Source organism: Pseudomonas sp. 13159349 (assembly GCF_013305685.1).
In the GTDB taxonomy this organism is placed as follows: Bacteria; Pseudomonadota; Gammaproteobacteria; order Pseudomonadales; family Pseudomonadaceae; genus Aquipseudomonas; species Aquipseudomonas asiatica.
In genome coordinates, this window is the sequence record NZ_CP045553.1 from 5,634,132 (window position 1) to 5,656,610 (window position 22,479).

Below are 22,479 nucleotides of genomic sequence, written 5' to 3' on the forward strand. Positions count from 1 at the left end.
CTGGGTTGCCGTATTTAGTTACCACAAACCCGCCGCCTTCTTGGCTGAAGCTGCTCCTCCGATTCCTGCAGGAGCACTTCAACCATGACCCACCACCCCGCCCCACCCGCGCCGGCAGGCTCGGTGCACAGCTTTACCCTCGCCAACGGCCTGCGCGTCTACCTGCGTGAAGACAACCGCGCGCCGCTGGTCAGCGTGCAGCTGTGGTACCACGTAGGCTCCAGCTACGAGCCTGAAGGCCACACCGGCCTGTCCCATGCCCTGGAGCATCTGCTGTTCGAAGGCAGCAGCAAACTGGCTCCAGGCCAGTATTCTGCCCTCATGAGCCGCCTGGGCGGTGACCCGAATGCCTTTACCTACGCCGATGCCACGGTCTTTCCGCTGACTTTGCCACGCAACCGCCTGGAGATTGCCCTGGAGGCGATGGCCGACGTCATGGCCAGCGCCACCCTCAGCGAAGTACCTTTTGCCCGTGAACTGGCAGTAGTCATGGCCGAGCGACGCGAGGATATCGACAACAGCCCCTTGGCACTGGCAGTGGAACATCACCAGTTGCTGGCCTATGGCAACAGCGGCTATGGCACCCCCGTGACCGGCCACAAGACCGACCTCGGCCATATGACCCCGGCGGCGGCGCGCACCTGGTACCAGACCTGGTACCACCCCAACAACGCCACGCTCGCCGTGGCCGGTGACATTGCCCTGGCCCAGCTGCAAAAGCTGGTGACACGGCACTTTGCAGCGATCCCCGCCAACCGCCTGCCAACACGGCAAACACCCATAAAGCCTTCTGGGCAAGTTCGGCGCAGCCAGACCCTTCGCTGGCATGGCCTGTACACCGGCGTGATCATCAGCTTCAACCTTCCCAGCCAATGCACCGCACGCTCTGGCTCACACGCCTGCGCACTGCGCCTGCTGCCGGACATTCTTGCCGAAGGCCACTCCAGCACGCTGCAGCGCCTGTTGGTACAGGACACTCCGCTGCTACAGGGCTTGAGAGCGACCTATGAGCCATGGCAGCGCGGTGACAGCCTGCTGACCTTGTACGCGTTCTGCAGCCCGCAGGTTACGCCGGAGGCCGCAGCCGAAAGGCTGATGCTGGAAATCGAAGCGTTCCGCCAGTCGGCCCCCTCCAAGGAAGACCTTCAACGCGCCAAGGCTCGCCTGCTGGCCAGGCAACTGTTCGAAAGGGACGACATCGGCAAACAGGCAGAGGCCATCGGCAAACAGGCCGCCTGCGGTCTGGACCCCGTTGCCCTGGATGATGAGCGGCAAGCCATCGAAGCCGTGACAGCCGAGCAGGTAGGCCTGGTTGCGCTGGAGTTCCTGACTGATGCCCGTGCGGCCATCACCTTCATGCACCACAAGGAGAGTACCGATGAATGACAAGATCGCGAGCATGCCGCAACCGGCTGTAGCCAACGGAAGTTACAGTGGTCTGGTCTCGGCCCAAGGGGTTGATCTGGACCAGCTCGACACCCTTCAGACGCAGGTGCAGGCGTGGACCACCGAAGCAGGCACAGGCGTGAAGTTCGTAGAAGCCCGCGGGCTGCCTATCGTCGATGTGGTCTTGCGGTTCAAGGCCGGCACGACCCAGGACACCTTGCAACCCGGCCTGGCAGCCTTGACGCTGTACATGCTCGACGAGGGCAGCAGGCGCTACACCAGCGCCCGGCAAGCTGAGGGCATGGAGCGCCTGGGCGCGATCATGGAAAAGCAGATACGCCTGGAGCATGCAACGCTGAGCCTGCGCAGCGTGAGCACGAAAACGATACTTGAACCTGCCCTGGACCTGTTTACCGACCTCGTGGCAAACCCGGCTTTCCCCGCGCCTGCCCTGGAAAAGGTCAAACGCCAGCTCGTGCAGCACAACGCATCACGCGAACGGCGCCCCAGGCTCAGGGCGCGCAGCGAGGCGTTTCGCCATTTGTTCCAGGGCCATCCCTATGGCAACCCGCTGGGCAGCACCATTCAAGGCGTGGACGCCGTCAGCCCTGAAGACTTGCGGGCATTCCACCAACGCGCCTACAGCGCCAGCAACCTGGAAATGGTGCTTGTCGGGGACCTGGCCCTGAGCGAGGCGCAAGCCATCGCGCAACAGATCAGCCAGGCCCTGCCGAAAGGCTGGTCCGCCGTTGACCTGCCAGCCATCCCGGTAGCGACACATGCAACCATCAACGTCGAACAGCCCGGCACCAGCAGTGCAGTGCTGCTGGCTCTGCCCATGAACGTTCCCGCCAATGACCCGGAATTCCCAGCCCTGGTGCTGGCCAGTGAAGTGTTGGGTTCAGGCCTCGAATCGCGCCTGATGGTGGAACTGCGCCAACGTCGCGGGTTGACCTACGGCATCTACAGCCATGCTTCGCCGTTGAGTGCCGGCGGGCTGTTCACCATAGAGTGGGAGATCGCGCCACCGTACGTGCAAGGCTCCCAGGAACTTGTAGCAGCCTTGCTGCGCGATTTCATGGAGCAAGGGCCAACCCAGGCCGAGCTCCAGCTGGCGCGCAAACAGCTGGCTGGGCAGTTGCTGCGTGGCGTGGCGCAGAACAACAGCCTGGCAGCATTGCTCACGGCGATCACCCAGCAGCATCAGCCTGCAGACCACCTGAACAGCTACATCGAGCGCATCGGCAGGCTGAGCCCGGCAGATATCCGTGCGGTGATGCAGCGCCGGCTCGACCTGAACTGCAAGGTGCTGGTCAGTGTCGGCCCACGTGTCGACCAGCAACCGCTGCCAGCCACCGACCAATAGCGCAGGTACAGTGGCGTTGTTTCATGGCACTCTAGGCAGGCACATCACGAGTCGTCCAGCATGCCCAGCCCCAGCGCCACATTCCGCCCGGCCATCGGCCTGTCCAACCCCCACCTGCAAACTCTGTGGGGGCCATTGTGGCGAAAACTGCCAGAGCTGCAGCGCAACCGCGAGCGGCTATGGCTGGCCGATGGCGACTTCATCGACCTGGACTGGCACGGCCCGCACCAGCCCCATGCGCCGTTGGTGCTGGTGCTGCACGGCTTGACCGGCTCCTCCCACTCGCCCTACGTCAAAGGTTTGCAGCAAGCGCTGCACGGCCGCGGCTGGGCCAGCGTGGCGGTGAACTGGCGCGGTTGCTCGGGCGAGCCCAACCTGCTGCCACGCAGCTACCATTCCGGTGCCAGCGAAGACCTGGCCGAAATCGTCAGCCACCTGCGCGCCCAGCGCCCGTTGGCGCCGTTGTATGCGGTGGGTTATTCGCTGGGGGGCAATGTGCTGCTGAAATACCTTGGCGAAAGCGGTGTCGCCAGCCAGCTGCAGGCTGCGGTGGCAGTGTCGGTGCCGTTTCGCCTGGACCACTGCGCCGACCGCATCGGCCAGGGCTTTTCAAAGGTGTACCAGGCGCATTTCATGCGCGAGATGCTGGCTTATGTTCAGCTCAAGCAGCGGCACTTCCACGACAAGGGCCAGCATGAACGGCTGGCGACGCTGCAACGGCTGGGGCCGCTGGTCAACCTGCGCACGTTCTGGGAATTCGACGGCAAGGTCACCGCACCGCTGAACGGTTTTCGCGATGCGCACGACTACTACCGCCGCTCATCGAGCCATTTCTTCCTCGGCCAGAACCGCACACCGACGCTGATCATCCATTCCAGCGATGACCCTTTCGTCTCCGGCCACAGCCTGCCAACAGCCCGCGAACTGGCGCCGCAGACCCGCTTCGAACTGCACAGCCGCGGCGGCCATGTGGGCTTTGTCGATGGCAGCCTGCGTAACCCGGGGTATTACCTGGAGCGGCGGATTCCACAGTGGTTGGTGGAAGGCCAATAGGAGCTGCAGACTTCATTGGCAGTACCGACCTAATCGCCGGCAAGCCTGCTCCCACAGGTGTGCCACAGGCCCGATGGGTAGTGATGTACCTGTGGGAGCTGGCTTGCCGGCGATGAGGCCGGGCCTGCTTACTCGCCAGTGGCTACGCCATGCTGCGGATCGTTGATCCACTCGCTCCACGACCCGGCATACAGCTTGCCCAGTGGATATCCCGCCAACGCCAAGGCGAAAAGGTTATGACACGCCGTCACCCCCGACCCGCAATACGCCACCAACTGCTCCGGTGCACGCCCGGCGAGCTTTTCAGCAAAGCGCTGTTTTAGCTGGTCCGAAGGCAGAAAACGCCCATCAGCCCCAAGGTTGTCGGTAAACGCCGCGCACTGCGCCCCCGGAATATGCCCCGCAACCGGGTCGATCGGTTCCACTTCGCCACGGAAGCGCGGCAAGGCACGCGCATCGATCAAGGTCAGGTCTGGGTTACCCAGACGCTTGGCCAGGTGCTCGGCATCGATCAGCAGCTTGCCGTCCGGCTCACCGTTGAAGGTGCCTTCCCGCTTGAGCGGCGGGTCCAGGCTGAGCGGCAGGTGCGCCGCATGCCAGGCCTTCAGGCCACCGTCGAGGATCGCTACACCGCTGCGCTTGCCCAGCCAGGCCAGCAGCCACCAGGCACGGGCGGCAAAAGCGCCTGGGCCGTCGTCGTACAACACCACCTCGCTGTCATCGTCCAGCCCCCACTCACGCAAGCGCTCGACCAACCGGCGCGCATCCGGCAATGGGTGGCGCCCGGTGCGTCCCTTGCTCACAGGCCCGCTGAGGTCACGCTCCAGGTCGGCAAAATGCGCTCCGGCAATATGCCCTTGGGCATAGCTGCGTTGGCCATAGTCCACATCCTCGAGGGCAAAGCGGCAGTCGAGGATCACCAACTTGGGCGAGCCCAGACGCTCGGCCAACTGCTGCGGGGTGATCAATTGCGCAAGGGGCATGACAATCTCCTGATCGATGGCACTATCGATAACACTTTGGCCCTGGGTTAGTGCTCCAGGGCCTGGTTGAACGGTACATGGAATTCCTGGCAAAGGGCGTCCACCGCATTGCGGGCGTTGTCGGTGACGAAGCCGAGCTCCAACACCAGTACCTGGTAGACGCCGCGCTTGAAGGCTTCTTCACCCAGGTGCGCGGAATGTTCCCGCGTGGTGCTGAGAAAACGTACCCAGGACGTCAATACGATCCAGGCATTGATGGTCAGCGATTCGATCTGGGCTGGTGTCATGGCCAGGATGCCCGCCTCGACGAAACCGCGGTAGATCGCCTGGCCCTGACGCAGGCAGCGTTCGGAAAAGCGCCGATAACGTGCGGCCAGCTCCGGGTCGCTGTCCAGCAGATGCTCCAGATCACGATGCAGAAAACGGTAGTTCCACATCGCCGCCAACAGCGCCTTCAGGTAGAAGCGCTTGTCCTCCACGGTCGCCGAACGGCCTTGCGGCGGGCGCAGGAAGCTGTCCACCAGTTCTTCGTACTGACTGAACAGCAAAGCGATGATCGCCTGCTTGTTGGGGAAGTGGTAATACAGGTTGCCGGGCGAAATTTCCATGTGCGCGGCAATGTGGTTGGTACTGACGCTGCGTTCGCCCTGCTGGTTGAACAGCTCCAGGCTGTTCTGCACGATGCGCTCTCGGGTCTTCATGCGCGGGGCCATGCTCAGCTCCCAGTCTGCGGGCCTTCAACAAAGGGGCATCTTACGGCGTATTGGCGGTGGAGTGCACCGCTCGATAAAGCGGAAAAATTCGCACCATGGTACAAATTAGAGTATAGGCTCTAGTGATTTCCTGCTCGGACTCGGAGCCGCCATGACCTCGCCCAGTGCCTTGCCCCCTGTGCAATTCGACCTCGACCTTGCAGCGACGTTCGCCACCCAACGCCAGGCCTTTGCCGGCAACCCACTGCCACCAGCTGCGCAGCGGCGTCAATGGCTGAAAAGCCTGCGGGAAGCCCTGCTGGCCAGCCAGGCCGAACTGATCGAGGCAATCGGCCAGGACTTTGAAGGGCGCAGCGCCGACGAAACCCTGCTGGCCGAGCTGCTGCCCTCGGTGCAAGGCCTGCGCCACGCCGAAAAACACCTGCGGCGCTGGATGCGCGCCAGCCGGCGCAGGGTCGGCCTGGCCTTCCAGCCGGCCAGCGCGCATGTGCGGTACCAACCCCTGGGCGTGGTCGGCATCATCGTGCCGTGGAATTACCCGCTGCTCCTTGCCATCGGCCCCCTGACCTGCGCTCTGGCTGCCGGTAATCGGGTCATGCTCAAGCTCAGCGAGGCCACGCCTGCCACTGGCCTGGCGCTGAAACAACTACTTGAGCAAGTGTTCCCCACCGATCTGGTCAGCGTGGTGCTCGGCGAGATCGAGATAGGCCAGGCCTTTGCCCGCCTGCCGTTCGATCACCTGTTGTTCACCGGCGCCACCAGCGTGGGGCGCAAGGTAATGCTGGCTGCGGCGCACAACCTGACCCCCGTCACCCTGGAGCTGGGTGGCAAGTCGCCAGCCATAGTCTCGGCAGACGTACCGCTGGACAGCGCCGCCGAACGCATTGCCTTCGGCAAGACCCTAAACGCCGGCCAGACCTGCGTCGCCCCCGACTACGTGCTGGTGCCACGCGAGCGCCTGGAGGCCTTCAGCGACGCCTACCAGCGTGCAGTACGCCGGCTATACCCGCGCATCGCCGACAACCCTGACTACACCGCAATCATCAACTCGCGCCAACTGCAGCGCTTGCAGCATTTACTGGACGATGCTCACGCCAAAGGAGCGCAGGTACTTGACCTGTACCCGGGTGAAACCCGCCAGGGCCGGCGCCTGCCACCACACCTGCTACTGGGCGTGAACGATGACATGCAGGTGATGCAGGACGAAATCTTCGGCCCGCTGCTACCGCTGGTTCCCTACGACAACCTCGAGCAGGCACTGGCCTACATCAACCAGCGCCCGCGCCCGCTGGCGCTGTACTACTTCGGCTATGACCGCGCCACACAGGAGCAGGTGCTGCGCCACACCCACTCCGGCGGAGTGTGCCTGAACGACACCCTGCTGCACGTGGCTCAGGACGACTTGCCGTTCGGCGGCATCGGGCCTTCAGGCATGGGCCATTACCATGGCCATGACGGCTTCCTGACCTTCAGCAAGGCCAAGGCGGTGCTGACCAAGCAACGCTTCAACGCTGCCCGGCTGGTCTACCCGCCTTATGGCAAAGCCTTGCAGCGCCTGGTCTTCAAGCTTTTTATCCGCTGAGGGCCGGCAGATGCACCGCCGCGAACTGTTGCGCTTCAGCCTTGGCGCCAGCGTCTTTCTGGCCGGTACCAGCCTGGTCGGCTGCAGCGCACAGACAGCCGCAACGGGTTACCGGGTACTGCGGGACGACGATCTGCCGATGTTGCGCGCGCTGATCCCGGTAGTACTGGCCGGCACGCAGGCTGCCGATACTCTGGTGCTGCACAGTCTCGACCACAAGCTGGCGGCGCTGTCGCCGGAAATGCTCAAGCTCACCCGGCAGTTGTTCGACGTGCTAAACCTGTCGCTCACCCGCGGCCCCCTGACCGGCGTCTGGGGCGCCTGGGAACAAGCCAGCGCGGCACAGGTCACCGCCTTCCTGCAACGTTGGCAGGACAGCTCGCTGAACCTGCTGCGCATGGGCCACGCCTCGCTGTTGCAGTTGCTGCAGATGGCCTGGTACGAACGCCCCGAATCCTGGGCCGCCTGCGGCTACCCCGGGCCACCGAAAATCTGAAAACAACAAGAGCAGCACCAATGCCTGTACCCGACCCGTTTCGCCAAGGCCTGGAAAGCGGCTGGATCACCCACGACGCGTCGCGCCTGGAGCACGACCTCACGCTGGAAGCCGACGTTGCCGTGATCGGCAGCGGGGCCGGCGGCGCTACCAGCGCGCAAATGCTCAGCACTGCCGGCTTCAAGGTGCTGCTGATCGAAGAAGGCCCGCTGAAGACCAGCAGCGATTTCCACCTGCTGGAAAACGAAGCCTATGCCAGCCTGTACCAGGAAGGCCTGGGCCGCATGAGCAAGGACGGCGCCATCACCATCCTCCAGGGCCGCGCCGTGGGCGGCACCACGCTGGTCAACTGGACCTCCAGCTTTCGCACGCCGCCACAGACCCTGGCGCACTGGGCCGCAGCCCACAACGTGACCGGCATGGGCGAGGAGCAAATGCGCCCCTGGTTCGAGCGCATCGAGCAGGAACTGGGCATCACCCCCTGGGCCCTGCCACCGAACGCCAACAACGATGTGCTGCGCCGTGGCTGCGAACAGCTGGGCTACCGCTGGGCGGTGATCCCGCGCAACGTGCGCGGCTGCTGGAACCTGGGCTACTGCGGCATGGGTTGCCCGGTGAATGCCAAGCAGTCGATGCTGGTAACGCGTATTCCCGCCACCCTCGAACAGGGCGGCGAGCTGCTGTACCTGGCGCGGGCCGAGCGCTTCGAACACAACGGCGAGCGCATCCAGGGCCTGTCATGCCAGGCCCTGGATAGCCACGGCATACATGCCACAGGCCGGCAGGTCCGCGTTCGCGCGCGTCACTACATCCTTGCCGGTGGCGGCATCAACAGCCCGGCCTTGCTGCTGCGTTCCGACGCGCCCGACCCGCATGGACGCCTGGGCAAACGCACCTTCCTGCACCTGGTCAACTTCAGCGCAGCACGCTTCAACGACCGTATCGACCCCTACTACGGCGCCCCACAGTCCATCTACAGCGACCACTTCCAATGGCAAGGCGGCAACGATGGCCCGATTGGCTACAAGCTGGAGGTGCCACCGCTGCACCCGGCCCTGGCCAGCACGCTGCTGGGCGGGCATGGCCACGAGAATGCCCAGCGCATGGCCGAGCTGCCACATACCCACGTGATGCTGGCGCTGCTGCGTGACGGCTTCCACCCGCAAAGCCAGGGCGGGACCGTGGAGCTGCGCGGCGATGGCTCACCGGTGCTCGATTACCCGGTCACCGATTACCTGCGCGACGGCCTGCGCCGCGCCTATCGCAGCATGGCGCAGATCCAGTTCGCCGCTGGTGCCACCCAGGTCACCCCCGTGCACAGCGACGCCAACGCCGCGTCCCGCCTGGAACACGCCTTGGCCATGATCGACAAGTTGCGCCTGGAGCCGTTCCGCACGCGCCTGGGCAGCGCTCACGTGATGGGTGGCTGCGCCCTTGGCGACGACCCGCGCCAGGCAGTATGCGACAGCCTGGGCCGCCATCACCAGCTGGAAAACCTGTCGGTTCACGATGGCTCACTGTTCCCCACCAGCATCGGCGCCAACCCGCAACTGTCGGTGTATGCCATCAGTGCCAGGCTCACCGAAGCACTGGTCGCCCGCCTGGCACACAGTGCATGACAAGGAACAGGCCCCCTGTCTATAGTGCCGTCAGCCGGCCGCATGACTTGGCCGGGGCGCCGTCGCTGCGCTACCATCCGACTCCCCAACGCACTCCAGCCAGGATGACGCGATGAACCGAGTGTTGTACCCGGGTACTTTCGACCCCATTACCAAAGGCCATGGCGACCTGGTCGAGCGTGCCTCGCGGCTGTTCGACCACGTGATCATCGCGGTGGCGGCCAGCCCGAAGAAAAACCCGCTGTTCCCGCTGGAACAACGGGTGGAGCTCGCCCGTGAGGTCACCAAGCACCTGCCCAATGTCGAAGTCATCGGCTTCTCCTCCCTGCTGGCGCATTTCGCCAAGGAACAGGGCGCCAACGTCTTCCTGCGTGGCCTGCGTGCGGTGTCCGACTTCGAGTACGAGTTTCAGCTGGCGAACATGAACCGGCAACTGGCCCCCGACGTCGAGAGCCTGTTCCTCACGCCTTCGGAGCGTTATTCGTTCATTTCCTCGACCCTGGTCAGGGAAATTGCCGCCCTGGGCGGTGATATCAGCAAATTCGTCCACCCAGTGGTGGCCGAGGCGCTGACCGAACGCTTCAAGAAATGACCTTTAGCGGCTGATTATCGCGCCCGCGTGCACTGCGGGCGCGAATGCGGCACAATTGTGCCCACTGCGTTGAACATGCCCGGGCGCGGAGCCCCGGCCGGAGTCCCCATGTCCCTGATCATCACCGACGACTGCATCAACTGCGACGTCTGCGAACCCGAGTGCCCGAACGAGGCCATCTCCCAAGGCGAAGAGATCTACGTGATCGACCCTAACCTGTGCACCCAGTGCGTGGGCCATTACGACGAGCCACAATGCCAGCAGGTCTGCCCGGTCGATTGCATCCCGCTGGATGAAGCGCACCCGGAAACCGAAGAAGAGCTGATGGCCAAGTACCGCCGGATTACTGGCAAGGCCTGATCCCCTCAGCCCTACGCTGTACCTGTAGGAGCGGCCTTGTGTCGCGATGGGGTGCGAAGCGCCCCCAAATTTCAGCTCCGCAGCAGAAATTGCCGGGGCCGCTTTGCGGCCCATCGCGACACAAGGCCGCTCCTACAAGTTTTTGCGTAACTTGCCTCAGCGCTGGCAACGCGGGCAATACACACTCGCCCTCTGCCCCAGCTTCACCTCGCGCAACTCCGTGCCACACACCTTGCACGGCTGCCCGCCCCGCCCGTACACGAACAATTCCTGCTGGAAGTACCCCGGCTGCCCGTCGCCACCGATGAAGTCGCGTAGCGTGGTGCCGCCCTGTTCGATCGCCGCCGCCAGCACACGCTTGATCTCGATCGCCAGCTTCAAGTAGCGCGCCCGGGAAATCCCGCCCGCTTCCCGACGGGGGTCGATGCCAGCGGCAAACAGCGCCTCGGTGGCGTAGATGTTGCCCACTCCCACCACAACCGCGTTGTCCATGATGAACGGCTTGACCGCCATCGACCGCCCACGGGACAGCTGGAACAGTCGCTCGCCGTCGAACAGGTCGGTCAGCGGTTCAGGCCCCAGGCGCAGCAGCAGTTCGTGATTGAGCGGGTCCAGGCTCCACAGCATCGCGCCAAAGCGGCGCGGGTCGGTGTAGCGCAGCATCAACCCCGACTCCAGCTCGATATCCACATGCTCATGCTTGGCCGCCGGCAAGCCCAGTTCGACCAGGCGCAGGTTGCCCGACATGCCCAGGTGACTGATCAGGGTGCCGACCTCTGCATTGATCAACAGATACTTGGCGCGCCGCTCGACACTGACGATGCGCTGCCCCGACAGTCGCACATCCAGGTCTTCCGGAATCGGCCAGCGCAGGCGCCGGTCGCGCACCACTACCCGGCTGACACGCTGGCCTTCCAGATGGGGCGCAATACCGCGTCGGGTGGTTTCTACTTCTGGCAATTCCGGCATGTGTCAGTGCCCGCCCATCTCGCGAATATTCTGCTTGAGGTTCTCGAAATCGTATTCCGACAAGCCGATGTAATCGAGCACCAGCGGGCCGACCACATTCCATTCGTGGTCCACGGCCTGGTTGCCCAGCACCCGGTACGATGCGCAGATGTGCTCGGCCATCTTCAGCACCGCCAGCAGGTTTTTAAGCTGGCTCTGGGTATTGCGCGAGCTCTCGTCGCGGAACACCGCCAGAGCGTTGTGGTGGTTGGCAATGGCCGCGCTGAGGTGCTCGGGCAGGCGCCAGGATTTGGCAGTGAAATAGCCGACCACAGAATGATTGGTGTTGAACACGCGGTTTTCGGTGTCGACCACGCGGGTTTCCTCGTCGGACTTGGCATAGGCGTCCTCCAGCACATCCATATAGTCGGGGAAGCGCTTGAGCATCAGCGGCACGCCACAGTCATGGAACAGGCCCAGGGTGTAGGCCTCGTCCGCCGCCTGGATGCCGGTGCGCTTGGCCAGGGTCAGACAGGTCATCGCCACGTCCTGGGCAGTGTCCCAGAAGCGGTTGAGGGTAACGATGGTCTCGTCGGTCATCTCACCCTTGATCGACTGGGCGTTGATCAGGTTGATGATCGAACGGCTGCCCAGCAGGTTCACCGCGCGCTGGATCGAACCGATCTTGTTGGAAAGACCGAAATGCGGGGAATTGACCAGCTTGAGCAAGGCGCCCGAGAGGCCCGGGTCCTGGGAAATCAGCTTGGCGATGGTTTCCAGGTCCGGGTCAGGCATGTACTGCTCGAACTGCAGGTCGACCATTATCTGCGGTTGCGGCGGGATGGTGATGCCTTGCAAGGCTTGCTGGATCTGTTCGGCGCTGAGTTCTTGGGACATACGTGCACACTCGTTTGGGACCGGCGATTCTAACCCTCCAGACCGGAAAGGGACCAACCACTGAATCGTTGCGCCGGAACTTTACTCTATCCATGCGGGCCTCTTTCTCATATTCATCAAGGAAAGGAGCAAGGCCCATGAGTGCAGAACTGAACGGCAAGCGAGTGGCTTTCCTGGTCACCAACGGCTTCGAGCAAGTGGAACTGACAGGCCCTCGCGAGGCCCTGGAACAGAGCGGCGCGGTGGTGGACATCCTCAGCGACAAAGAGGGAACGGTACGCGGCTGGAACCACGACCAGCCGGCTGACGCATTCGCCGTGGACGCAACCTTCGAAAGCGCCCACCTGGACCTCTACGATGCCCTGGTGCTGCCCGGTGGCGTGCAAAACTCTGACACGATTCGGTTGATTCCCGCTGCGCAGAAACTGGTGAAAAGCCACGATTCGGCTGGCAAGCTGCTGGCGGTGATTTGTCATGGTGGCTGGTTGCTGGTGTCCTGCGGGTTGGCCAAGGGCAGGCGGCTGACCAGCTACAAGACCCTGCAGGACGACATCCGCAATGCCGGCGGAGACTGGGTGGATGAAGAAGTGGTGGTCGATGGCAACCTGATCACCAGCCGCCAGCCCGATGACATTCCGGCGTTCAACCGGCAGCTGATCAAGGCATTGGCAGCCTGACGTCATCTCATGGCCGACGCGAGGCTGCTCCTGCAAGGGACGAGTGCCCAGGCAACAGGCTATAATCCCGCTCTTTTTCCCGGAGCGACGTCATGTCCCTGCCCAGCCTACGCCTCAAAGCCAATGCCGACCGCCGCCTGCGCGCCGGCCACCTGTGGGTCTACAGCAACGAAGTCGACGTCAGCGCGACCCCGCTGCAAGGCTTCCAGGCCGGCCAGCAGGCTGTTCTCGAGGCGGCCAACGGCAAGCCGCTGGGTATCGTCGCACTGAGCCCGAACAACCTGATCTGCGCCCGCCTGCTGTCGCGCGACGCCAAGCTGCCGCTGGACAAGTCGCTGCTGGTGCACCGCCTGAACGTCGCCCTGTCGCTGCGCCAGCGCCTGTTCGACCAACCGTGCTACCGCCTGGTCTATGGCGATTCCGACCTGTTGCCAGGCCTGGTGGTCGACCGCTTCTTCGACATCCTCGTGGTGCAATTGGCCTCCGCCACCATGGAAGCGCACAAGGACGACGTGATTGCAGCCCTGGTACAGGTGCTCAAGCCAAGCGGCATCCTGTTCAAGAACGACTCCTCCGCACGGGATGCCGAAGGCCTGCAGCGCTATGTCGAAACCGTCTATGGCGAGGTGCCGGACTGGGTGCCGCTGGAAGAAAACGGCGTCAAATTCGAAGCCCCGGTACGCGAAGGCCAGAAGACCGGCTGGTTCTACGACCACCGCATGAACCGTGCACGCCTGGCGCCGTACGTGAAAGGCAAGCGCGTGCTCGACCTGTTCAGCTACATCGGTGGCTGGGGCGTGCAAGCCGGTGCCTTCGGCGCCAGCGAAGTGTTCTGCGTCGACGCCTCGGGCTTCGCCCTGGACGGCGTGGAGCGTAACGCCGCGCTGAACGGCATCAGCGAGAAACTGACCTGCATCGAAGGCGATGTGTTCGAGGCCCTGCGCGAACTGAAGGCCGCCGAAGAGCGCTTCGACGTGATCATTGCCGACCCACCCGCCTTCATCAAGCGCAAGAAAGACCTGAAGAACGGCGAAGCGGCCTACCGCCGCCTGAACGAACAGGCCATGCGCATGCTGACCAAGGACGGCATCCTGGTCAGTGCCTCGTGCTCGATGCACCTGCCCGAGGACGACCTGCACAACATCCTGCTGACCAGCGCCCGTCACCTGGACCGCAACCTGCAGTTGCTCGAACGCGGCGGCCAAGGCCCGGACCACCCGGTGCACCCGGCCATTGCCGAAACCCGCTACATCAAGAGCATCACCTGCCGGTTGCTGCCAAACAGCTGATATCCGCTAAAAAGGGCCGCCTAGCGGCCCTTTCCTGCTGCAATCTCCCCGCCAGCTATCCACATCTGCATTCCCTCGCCGCGCCAGCGGTGTAGAATCGGCCTATTCATCGCCAGTCATCCCCGGCGGGTTTATGAGCTCTGCCCAAGCACGCGGCGATCCCGCGCGGTCTTCGGCCCCATCCGTGCCAGTGGCAACCGGCCTGCGGTACAAAGGACAAGAGAAGCTCACTCCCCTTTTTGTGACCTGATTAAGCCGCCAGGAGTGTTTCATGCCTGATTATCGTTCCAAGACTTCCACCCAAGGCCGCAACATGGCCGGCGCCCGTGCCCTGTGGCGCGCCACCGGGATGAAGGACGAAGATTTCAAGAAACCGATCATCGCCATCGCCAACTCGTTCACCCAGTTCGTCCCGGGCCACGTGCACCTGAAGGACCTGGGCCAGCTGGTCGCCCGCGAAATCGAACGCGCCGGTGGCGTGGCCAAGGAATTCAACACCATCGCGGTCGATGACGGCATCGCCATGGGCCACGACGGCATGCTCTACTCGCTGCCAAGCCGCGAGATCATCGCCGACGCCGTGGAGTACATGGTCAACGCCCATTGCGCCGACGCCATCGTGTGCATCTCCAACTGCGACAAGATCACCCCCGGCATGCTGATGGCCGCCCTGCGCCTGAACATCCCGGTAATCTTCGTCTCCGGCGGCCCGATGGAAGCTGGCAAGACCAAGCTGGCCAGCCACGGCCTGGACCTGGTCGACGCCATGGTCATTGCCGCCGACTCCTCGGCTTCCGACGAAAAAGTCGCCGAATACGAGCGCAGCGCCTGCCCTACCTGCGGTTCGTGCTCCGGCATGTTCACCGCCAACTCGATGAACTGCCTGACCGAAGCCCTGGGCCTGGCCCTGCCGGGCAACGGTTCGACCCTGGCCACCCACGCCGACCGCGAGCAGTTGTTCCTCACTGCCGGCCGCACCATCGTCGAGCTGTGCAAGCGCTACTACGGCGAAAACGATGAGTCGGTACTGCCGCGCAACATCGCCAATTTCAAGGCGTTCGAGAACGCCATGATGCTCGACATCGCCATGGGCGGTTCGACCAACACCATCCTGCACCTGCTGGCTGCCGCCCAGGAAGCCGAGGTGGCGTTCGACCTGCGCGACATCGACCGCCTGTCGCGCAAGGTGCCGCAGCTGTGCAAGGTTGCGCCGAACATTCAGAAATATCACATGGAAGACGTGCACCGTGCCGGCGGCATCTTCAGCATCCTCGGCTCGCTGGCCCGTGGCGGCCTGCTGCACACCGACCTGCCGACCGTGCACAGCCGCAGCATGGAAGAAGCCATCGCCAAGTGGGACATCACCCAGACCGATGACGAAGCCGTGCACACCTTCTTCAAGGCTGGCCCTGCTGGCATTCCGACCCAGACGGCATTCAGCCAGTCGACCCGCTGGCCGAGCCTGGACCTGGATCGTGCCGAAGGCTGCATTCGCAGTGTCGAGCACGCCTATTCGCAGGAAGGCGGCCTGGCCGTGCTGTACGGCAACATCGCGCTGGATGGCTGCGTGGTGAAAACCGCCGGTGTCGACGAGTCGATCCTGGTGTTCGAAGGCACCGCGAAGATCTTCGAGAGCCAGGACAGCGCCGTACGCGGCATCCTCGCCGACGAAGTGAAGGCCGGCGACATCGTGATCATCCGCTACGAAGGCCCGAAAGGTGGCCCGGGCATGCAGGAAATGCTGTACCCGACCTCGTACCTGAAGTCCAAGGGCCTGGGCAAGGCTTGCGCCCTGCTCACCGACGGCCGCTTCTCGGGCGGCACCTCGGGCCTGTCGATCGGCCACGCCTCGCCGGAAGCTGCCGCTGGCGGTGCTATCGGCCTGGTGCGCGACGGCGACAAGGTGCTGATCGACATCCCGAATCGTTCGATCAACCTGCAGGTCAGCGATGAAGAGCTGGCTGAGCGCCGTGTCGAACAGGACAAGAAAGGCTGGAAACCGGCTGAAGTACGCCCACGCAAGGTGACCACCGCGCTGAAGGCCTACGCCCTGCTGGCGACCAGTGCCGACAAGGGCGCTGTGCGTAACAAGGCGATGCTGGAAGGGCTGTGAGGCTCTGACGGTGTGAATGAAGAACCGGCGCCCTGGGCGCCGGTTTTTTATGCCTGTAAGGGCCCTTTCGCGGGTAAACCCGCTCCCACAGGTACAGCGCCTGGCTCAAAGGCTGCGGAGTCCTGGTGGGAGCGGGTTTACCCGCGAGGAGGCCAGCACAGGCACCACATGGCTTACTGAATCTGCTCCGGCGTCACGATCACCCAGTTCTTGTCCGCCGTCACCGGCAGCCCTTCCTTGGCCTGCGCCGCTGCATTCCTGGCAATCATCCCGTTCAACTGGTCCATGTACTTGGCCTTGCGGTTTATCCACAAGTGGATGCCACCTTTGCCCACATCCACACCATGAAACTGCATGTAGCCATCACTGGTCGGCGTATCGCCCCCCACCAGCACCGGTTTCTTCCACTCATCGATATAGGTCAGGATCGCCGCCTGCTTGCCTGCCATCCAGGTGGCCGGGGTCCACAGGTATGGGGTCAGCTCCAGCCCCAGGTTGGCCTTGGCATCATAGTGCCCGACGCTGATCTGCTTGCGTGCGGTGGTCAACTGACCGCTGGCACGGTCCTTCAGCAACAGGCTCACGCCAATCACGTTCTGCGGCTTCACGTTGTAGCCGTACTTGGGGTCCGACGCGACCATGCGCACCAGCTCCTCGGAAGCAGCGGAAACCACATAGACCTCGATACCGTTCTCCATCAGCTTGTTGTACAGCTCGGCCTGGCCCTTGAAGACCTTGGGTGGTTGTACCTCGATGGCCTTGACCTGGTCCCCTTCGTAATAGGTGGCCGGGATCGGTTTGCCGGAGGCCATCAGCTCATCCACCTGCACCTTCAGCTCCTGCAGGGTAAAGCCGGAGAACACCTGGGCCACCCACGGGTAGCAGACCATGTCGTCCACTTCGCACAGCCGGTAGTAGTAGCTGAACAGGCTTTCCTTATGCTCGGCGGTGTCCTTGAACGGCATCAGCTTCAACGAGGGGTCGAGCTTGTCGCGGCTCAGCAGGCCCTTGTTTTCCATGAACGGCAGCAAGGCCTCTTCAAGGTCGTAGCGGTAGCTGGTGTTGTCCATGTCGAAGACAGCGTAGTTACCCTTGTTGGCATTGGCGGCAATCATGCCGTCGAGCTGCCTGGCTGCCTCGGCGGGCCAGTGCTTGAGCTCGGTGGCGAAGGTTTCGATACTGAACAGCAGGGACAGGCCGATGGCGACGGCTTTCGGAGCAAACTTCATGTACGAATCTCCTGAAATGACTCAGAAACGCTAGTGCAACAACCTGCGCTGGCAGCCCTCGATAACGACCTCCATGCAGCTGCAAACGCCGCGTTCATTGCAATCCGCGACACATCGTTATTCCATAAACGACTATACAAATTCTATTTGGGTATAAATTCGTTTGTTTTCAGGCTGTTAGCATTTCCGTTCGCAATCGCTCACAGGGGCGATGCCTCTTCTGCTTTTTTCTGCTGGAGCTTCAATGAACCTGCCGCTGTCCCTTAACCTGCTGGCGTTCCTGGCCCTGTTGCTGGGCCTGGCACAAACCCGCCGCACCGACTGGAGCCTGGCCAAGAAGGTATTGCTGGGCCTGGTGCTGGGCGTGGTGTTCGGCCTGATCCTGCATACCGTCTATGGCGCTGGTCACCCTGTGCTCAAGGCCACCATCGCCTGGCTCGATCTGGTCGGCAACGGCTACGTCGGCTTGCTGCAGATGATCGTCATGCCGCTGATCTTCGCCTCGATCCTCAGTGCCGTGGCGCGCCTGCACAATGCCTCGTCGTTGGGCCGCATCAGTGTGCTGAGCATCGGCACCCTGCTGCTGACCACCGCCATCGCTGCGTTGATCGGCATCGTCCTGACCAACCTGTTCGGCCTCAGCGCCGAAGGCCTGGTGGCCGGCGCCCAGGAAAGCGCGCGCATGCAGGTTATCCACAGCGACTACGCCGGCAAGGTCGCCGACCTCAACATCCCGCAACTGCTGCTGTCGTTCATCCCCAGCAACCCGGTAGGTGACCTGGCACGGGCCAAGCCGACCTCGATCATCAGCGTGGTGATCTTTGCCGTGTTCCTGGGCCTGGCCGCGCTGCAGCTGATCAAGGACGATGCCGAGAAAGGCGAGCGCGCACTGTCGGCCATCGACACCCTGCAGGCCTGGGTGATGCGCCTGGTGCGGGTGGTGATGAAGCTGACCCCGTATGGCGTACTGGCGCTGATGACCAAGGTGGTGGCCAGCTCGAACATGGAAGACATCCTCAAGCTGGGCAGCTTCGTGGTGGTGTCGTACCTGGGCCTGGCGCTGATGTTCGTGGTGCACGGCATTATCCTCGCCGCCACCGGCGTGAGCCCGCTGCGCTTCTTCCGCAAGGTGTGGCCGGTAATGACCTTCGCCTTCACCAGCCGCTCCAGCGCCGCCAGCATTCCGCTGAACATCGAAGCGCAAACCCGCCGCCTGGGCGTACCGCAGTCGATTGCCAGCTTCAGCGCATCGTTCGGTACCACCATTGGCCAGAACGGCTGCGCCGGCCTCTATCCCGCCATGTTGGCGGTGATGGTGGCGCCGGCGGTGGGCATCGATACCTTCGACCCGCTGTGGATCGCCACCCTGGTGGCCATCGTCACCCTGAGTTCGGCAGGTGTTGCCGGCGTAGGTGGCGGTGCGACTTTCGCCGCACTGATCGTGCTGCCGGCCATGGGCTTGCCGGTGGAGCTGGTGGCGTTGCTGATTTCGGTGGAGCCGCTGATCGACATGGGCCGCACGGCGTTGAACGTGAACGGTTCGATGACCGCAGGGTGGTGACCAGCCAACTGCTGAAAGAGACCGACAAGGATGTGCTGGCTGGCGATGAACATGCCGAGCTGAGTCATTCCTGACAGATTGCCGGGGGCGCGTTGCGCCCCTGTCGCGACACAAGGCCGCTCCTACAATCGCCCAGCGTACGCCGATCAATGTAGGAGCGGCCTTGTGTCGCGATAGGGCTGCAAGGCAGCCCCGGCAATCTCAAACCTTGTCCCAGACCTCGAAATGATACCCAGGCTTGCCTTCCTCAGCCTGCGCCTCGCTCGATACCCGCTTCCACTGCCCCCGATCGAACTCAGGGAACCACGCATCCCCTTCCGGCGACAACTCGACCCGCGTCAGGTACATGCGGCTGACCAGCCCTTTCTCCAGCGCCTGCCCATACAGCTGCGCCCCGCCAATCAGCATAAGCTCATCAACGCCCTGCTCACGCGCCCACTGCTCGGCCCGCACCAGCGCCTCTTCCAGCGAGCCAAACACCTCGGCCCCCGCCAGTTCCAGCCCTGCCTGCCGGCTGACGACGATATTCAACCGCCCGGGCAATGGCCTGCCCAGCGAGTCCCAGGTCTTGCGCCCCATGATGATCGGCTTGCCCAGGGTAGTGGCCTTGAAGTACTTGAAGTCCCCCGGCAGATGCCAGGGCATGGAGTTGTCGACGCCGATCACGCGGTTCTCGGCGTGAGCCGCGATCAGGCTGAGGGGGAGTGATGTATTCATGCCAGCGAGGATAGCACCGGGCGTGTGGGTTATGCTTCTGCCCTGACCTGTGCAATGGAAGACCTTGTGACTGCACCCACTTCACTGGACAAGCGCTGGCTCACCGAAGCGGTACGCCTGCGCGAGGAACATGCCGGCCCGCTGGAGGACCAGGAAGCCAACCGCTGCGCCCGCCAGGCAGGCGGTGACCTGGCGGCCCGCATCGAAACCCGTGCCCTGTTCCTGGCCGAACGCGACGGCATCACCACCGCCCTGCGCCACTGGAAACAGGGCGCACGCCTGGCGCTGCTGGCCTTGCTGGTACTGGCCGTGCTCAGCGGCGCAGGGTTGGCCCTGGCCGCCTTGAGCGACGGGCAGCGCCCGGTGAATGTGTTCTGGGCCCTCGGCAGCCTGCTCGGGCTGAACCTGCTGATGCTGCTGGGCTGGGCCATCGGCTTTGCCCTGAGCGGCGAGCATGGCGCGGGGCTGGGCCGTTTGTGGCTGTGGCTGAGCGAACGCTTTGCCCGTGACGCCAAGGCCGCGCACCTGGCACCGGCGCTGCTGGTGCTGCTGCAACGCCAGCGCCTTAACCGCTGGCTGCTCGGCCTGCTGGTGCATGGCCTGTGGCTGCTGGCGATGATCACCGCGCTGGGCATGCTGCTGGCCTTACTGGCGACCCGGCGCTATGGCTTTGTCTGGGAGACAACCCTGCTCGCCGCCGACCCGTTCATCCACCTGACCCAGGCCTTGGGCGCGCTGCCCTCGTTGCTGGGCTTCACGGTACCCGACGAGGCCATGATCCGCGCCAGCGGCGACAGCCAGCCGGCCCTGGACCTGGCGCGCCAGGCCTGGGCCAGCTGGCTGCTTGGCGTGGTGCTGGTGTACGGCCTGCTTCCGCGCCTGCTGTTGGCCGGGCTGTGCCTGTGGCGCTGGCGTCAAGGCCGCCAACGCCTGGCGCTGGACCTCAGCCTGCCCGGCTACGCGCAGCTGCGTGAAGCGCTGATGCCGCGCAGCGAACGCATCGGCGTCCAGGATGCCGCGCCCGAGGCCTTGCCGCAGTTTGCCGCTGGCCAGCTGGAAAGTGGCAGCAGCGGCGCCCTGCTGGTCGGCCTGGAGCTGGACGACCAGCACCCCTGGCCGCCCGCGCTGCCAAAAAGCGTAACCAGTGCCGGCGTGCTCGACAGCCGAGAATCGCGTAACCGCCTGCTCGAACAGCTCAGCCGTTTCCCGCCAGCACGCCTGGCCATCGCTTGCGACCCGCGCCGCTCTCCCGATCGTGGCAGCCTGGCGTTGCTCGCCGAACTGGCACGCAACGCCGGCGCCACCCGTATATGGCTACTGCAGGCCGCACCGGGCGAGGCCCTGGACGCCCAGCGCCTGGGCGACTGGCACGAAGCCCTCGACCACCTTGGTCTGGCGCATGCCGATACCTCGCCGCTGACCTGGCTGGAGCATGGCCATGATTGAGCCGCTGAAACTGGCCGTGGTCGGCCACACCAACGTCGGCAAGACCTCGCTGCTGCGCACCCTGACCCGTGACGTCGGCTTTGGCGAAGTTTCCCACCGCCCCAGCACCACCCGCCATGTGGAAGGTGCGCGGCTGTCGGTGGACGGCGAACCTTTGCTCGAGTTGTATGACACCCCGGGCCTGGAAGACGCCATTGCCCTGCTCGACTATCTCGAACGCCTGGAGCGCCCGGGCGAGCGGCTGGACGGCCCGGCCCGCCTCGAGCGCTTTCTGCAAGGCAGCGAGGCACGCCAGCGTTTCGAGCAGGAGGCCAAGGTGCTACGCCAGCTGCTGGCCAGCAATGCCGGCTTGTATGTGATCGACGCCCGCGAACCAGTGCTGGCCAAATACCGCGACGAACTGGAAGTGCTGGCCAGCTGCGGCAAACCGCTGCTACCGGTGCTCAATTTCGTCGCCAGCCATCAGCACCGCGAGCCGCAATGGCGTGAAGCCCTTGCCAGGCTTGGGCTTCACGCGTTGGTGCGGTTCGACAGCGTGGCCCCGCCAGAGGATGGCGAGCGCCGGTTGTACGAAAGCCTGGCCCTGCTGCTGGAAGACGCCCGCCCGGCCCTGCAGCGGCTGATCGACGACCAGCAGGCACAGCGCCTGGCACGCCGCCACAGCGGCAAGCGCCTGATTGCCGAGCTGCTGCTGGACTGCGCCGCCTGCCGGCGCAGCGTCGAGGCCGAGCCGGCTGCCGAAGCCCGGGCCATCGAGGCATTGCGGCAAGAGGTGCGCCAGCGCGAACAGCGCTGTGTCGAGGCACTGCTCAAGCTATATGCCTTCCGCCGCGAGGACGCCCATGCCAGCGACCTGCCGTTGCTGGATGGCCGTTGGGGCGATGACCTGTTCAATCCCGAAACCTTGAAGCTGCTGGGCGTGCGTTTGGGCAGCGGTGTGGCCGCCGGTGCTGCGGCGGGTGCCGGGGTGGACCTGCTGGTCGGCGGCCTGACACTGGGGGCTGCCGCCCTGGCCGGGGCAATTGCCGGCGGCGCGCTGCAGACGGCGCGCAACTATGGGTCGCGGTTGATGGGCAAGCTCAAGGGCAAGCGCGAGCTGACGGTGGACGACACGGTGTTGCGCCTGCTGGCCTTGCGTCAGCAGCAGTTGATGGTGGCGCTGGAAAACCGCGGGCATGCGGCGCAGGACAGCATTCGGCTGGGGGAACTGGATGAGAAGGCCTGGCGGGAGGGCAAGTTGCCGGAGGCGCTGAGCAAGGCGCGGGCGCATCCGCAGTGGTCCACCCTGAACCCTGGGGCGAAGCTGAACCAGGCTGAGCGGCAGGAACAGCTGGAGGCGCTGGTTTCACAGTTTTGATCAAGCGGGTCTGGCCTCTTCGCGGGTAAACCCGCTCCCACAGGTATCTCACATTCCTTGAGATGTGCACTATTCCTGTGGGAGCGGGTTCACCC

19 protein-coding genes and 1 pseudogene are annotated in these 22,479 nt (G+C 64.0%); 14 read left to right on the plus strand and 6 right to left on the minus strand.

Going from position 1 to position 22,479, the window contains the following annotated elements:
- Positions 1-84: 84 nt before the first annotated feature.
- Genes GEV38_RS25835 through GEV38_RS25845 form a run of 3 tightly spaced genes read left to right on the plus strand, consistent with a single transcriptional unit; the run spans position 85 to position 3,805 of the window.
- Entirely contained in the window at positions 85-1,386 is a 1,302-nt protein-coding gene (locus tag GEV38_RS25835) for a pitrilysin family protein (protein ID WP_015272160.1), read from the plus strand.
- Positions 1,379-2,752 carry a pitrilysin family protein gene (locus tag GEV38_RS25840; protein ID WP_015272161.1) on the plus strand — a complete coding sequence of 458 codons (1,374 nt, stop codon included), beginning with the start codon at positions 1,379-1,381 and terminating at the stop codon, positions 2,750-2,752. The genes GEV38_RS25835 and GEV38_RS25840 overlap by 8 nt, the downstream gene beginning before the upstream one ends.
- A 60-nt stretch (positions 2,753-2,812) precedes the next feature.
- Positions 2,813-3,805, plus strand: coding sequence for a hydrolase (locus GEV38_RS25845; protein ID WP_013974637.1), 993 nt, complete (start codon positions 2,813-2,815; stop codon positions 3,803-3,805).
- Between the two features lie 128 nt (positions 3,806-3,933).
- Here GEV38_RS25845 and GEV38_RS25850 read toward each other — a convergent pair whose 3' ends face one another.
- Positions 3,934-4,788, minus strand: a complete 855-nt coding sequence (locus GEV38_RS25850; protein WP_013974638.1) for a sulfurtransferase — start codon at positions 4,786-4,788, stop codon at positions 3,934-3,936.
- Between the two features lie 47 nt (positions 4,789-4,835).
- Positions 4,836-5,501, minus strand: coding sequence for a TetR/AcrR family transcriptional regulator (locus tag GEV38_RS25855; protein ID WP_015272163.1), 666 nt, complete (start codon positions 5,499-5,501; stop codon positions 4,836-4,838).
- 151 nt (positions 5,502-5,652) lie between these two features.
- Here GEV38_RS25855 and GEV38_RS25860 point away from each other — a divergent pair, with 151 nt between their 5' ends.
- The 5 genes from GEV38_RS25860 to GEV38_RS25880 all read left to right on the plus strand — a co-directional run bounded on the left by GEV38_RS25860 (position 5,653) and on the right by GEV38_RS25880 (position 10,150).
- Positions 5,653-7,083 (plus strand): coniferyl aldehyde dehydrogenase, encoded by a 1,431-nt coding sequence (locus tag GEV38_RS25860; RefSeq protein ID WP_054573397.1) that lies wholly within the window; start codon positions 5,653-5,655, stop codon positions 7,081-7,083.
- A gap of 10 nt (positions 7,084-7,093) precedes the next feature.
- Positions 7,094-7,579 (plus strand): hypothetical protein, encoded by a 486-nt coding sequence (locus GEV38_RS25865; protein ID WP_015272165.1) that lies wholly within the window; start codon positions 7,094-7,096, stop codon positions 7,577-7,579.
- Between the two features lie 20 nt (positions 7,580-7,599).
- Positions 7,600-9,198 (plus strand): GMC family oxidoreductase, encoded by a 1,599-nt coding sequence (locus tag GEV38_RS25870; RefSeq protein WP_054573398.1) that lies wholly within the window; start codon positions 7,600-7,602, stop codon positions 9,196-9,198.
- A 112-nt stretch (positions 9,199-9,310) separates the two neighbouring features.
- Positions 9,311-9,790, plus strand: coding sequence for a pantetheine-phosphate adenylyltransferase (coaD, locus tag GEV38_RS25875; RefSeq protein WP_014861498.1), 480 nt, complete (start codon positions 9,311-9,313; stop codon positions 9,788-9,790).
- Between the two features lie 108 nt (positions 9,791-9,898).
- Entirely contained in the window at positions 9,899-10,150 is a 252-nt protein-coding gene (locus GEV38_RS25880) for a YfhL family 4Fe-4S dicluster ferredoxin (RefSeq protein ID WP_013974644.1), read from the plus strand.
- A gap of 156 nt (positions 10,151-10,306) precedes the next feature.
- Here the strand turns inward: GEV38_RS25880 and mutM are convergent, their stop codons facing one another.
- Both mutM and GEV38_RS25890 read right to left on the minus strand, forming a co-directional pair.
- On the minus strand, positions 10,307-11,119 hold the full coding sequence (mutM, locus tag GEV38_RS25885) for a bifunctional DNA-formamidopyrimidine glycosylase/DNA-(apurinic or apyrimidinic site) lyase (RefSeq protein WP_010955661.1): 813 nt from the start codon (positions 11,117-11,119) through the stop codon (positions 10,307-10,309).
- Positions 11,120-11,122: 3 nt separating this feature from the next.
- Positions 11,123-11,941: an HDOD domain-containing protein gene (locus GEV38_RS25890; RefSeq protein WP_170976286.1), complete on the minus strand. Its 819-nt coding sequence runs from the start codon at positions 11,939-11,941 to the stop codon at positions 11,123-11,125.
- 191 nt (positions 11,942-12,132) lie between these two features.
- Between GEV38_RS25890 and GEV38_RS25895 the strand changes: the two genes are divergently transcribed.
- The 3 genes from GEV38_RS25895 to ilvD all read left to right on the plus strand — a co-directional run bounded on the left by GEV38_RS25895 (position 12,133) and on the right by ilvD (position 16,074).
- The gene (locus GEV38_RS25895; RefSeq protein WP_054573399.1) at positions 12,133-12,672 is read left to right on the plus strand and encodes a type 1 glutamine amidotransferase domain-containing protein; all 540 of its coding nucleotides are present in this window, start codon (positions 12,133-12,135) and stop codon (positions 12,670-12,672) included.
- A gap of 92 nt (positions 12,673-12,764) precedes the next feature.
- Complete coding sequence (locus tag GEV38_RS25900) at positions 12,765-13,961, plus strand: class I SAM-dependent rRNA methyltransferase (protein ID WP_013974648.1); 1,197 nt, start codon at positions 12,765-12,767, stop codon at positions 13,959-13,961.
- Between the two features lie 271 nt (positions 13,962-14,232).
- On the plus strand, positions 14,233-16,074 hold the full coding sequence (ilvD, locus tag GEV38_RS25905) for a dihydroxy-acid dehydratase (protein WP_015272169.1): 1,842 nt from the start codon (positions 14,233-14,235) through the stop codon (positions 16,072-16,074).
- A 173-nt stretch (positions 16,075-16,247) separates the two neighbouring features.
- Here the strand turns inward: ilvD and GEV38_RS25910 are convergent, their stop codons facing one another.
- Entirely contained in the window at positions 16,248-17,303 is a 1,056-nt protein-coding gene (locus GEV38_RS25910; RefSeq protein ID WP_054573400.1) for a phosphorylcholine phosphatase, read from the minus strand.
- A gap of 244 nt (positions 17,304-17,547) precedes the next feature.
- Here GEV38_RS25910 and GEV38_RS25915 point away from each other — a divergent pair.
- Positions 17,548-18,938 (plus strand): annotated as a pseudogene (locus tag GEV38_RS25915) (L-cystine transporter).
- 127 nt (positions 18,939-19,065) lie between these two features.
- Here GEV38_RS25915 and GEV38_RS25920 read toward each other — a convergent pair.
- Positions 19,066-19,581, minus strand: a complete 516-nt coding sequence (locus GEV38_RS25920; RefSeq protein WP_054573402.1) for a dihydrofolate reductase — start codon at positions 19,579-19,581, stop codon at positions 19,066-19,068.
- A gap of 54 nt (positions 19,582-19,635) precedes the next feature.
- Between GEV38_RS25920 and GEV38_RS25925 the strand changes: the two genes are divergently transcribed.
- On the plus strand, positions 19,636-21,027 hold the full coding sequence (locus tag GEV38_RS25925) for a DUF2868 domain-containing protein (protein ID WP_043935982.1): 1,392 nt from the start codon (positions 19,636-19,638) through the stop codon (positions 21,025-21,027).
- Positions 21,020-22,384, plus strand: coding sequence for a GTPase/DUF3482 domain-containing protein (locus tag GEV38_RS25930; protein WP_015272176.1), 1,365 nt, complete (start codon positions 21,020-21,022; stop codon positions 22,382-22,384). The genes GEV38_RS25925 and GEV38_RS25930 overlap by 8 nt, the downstream gene beginning before the upstream one ends.
- Positions 22,385-22,479: the final 95 nt, after the last annotated feature.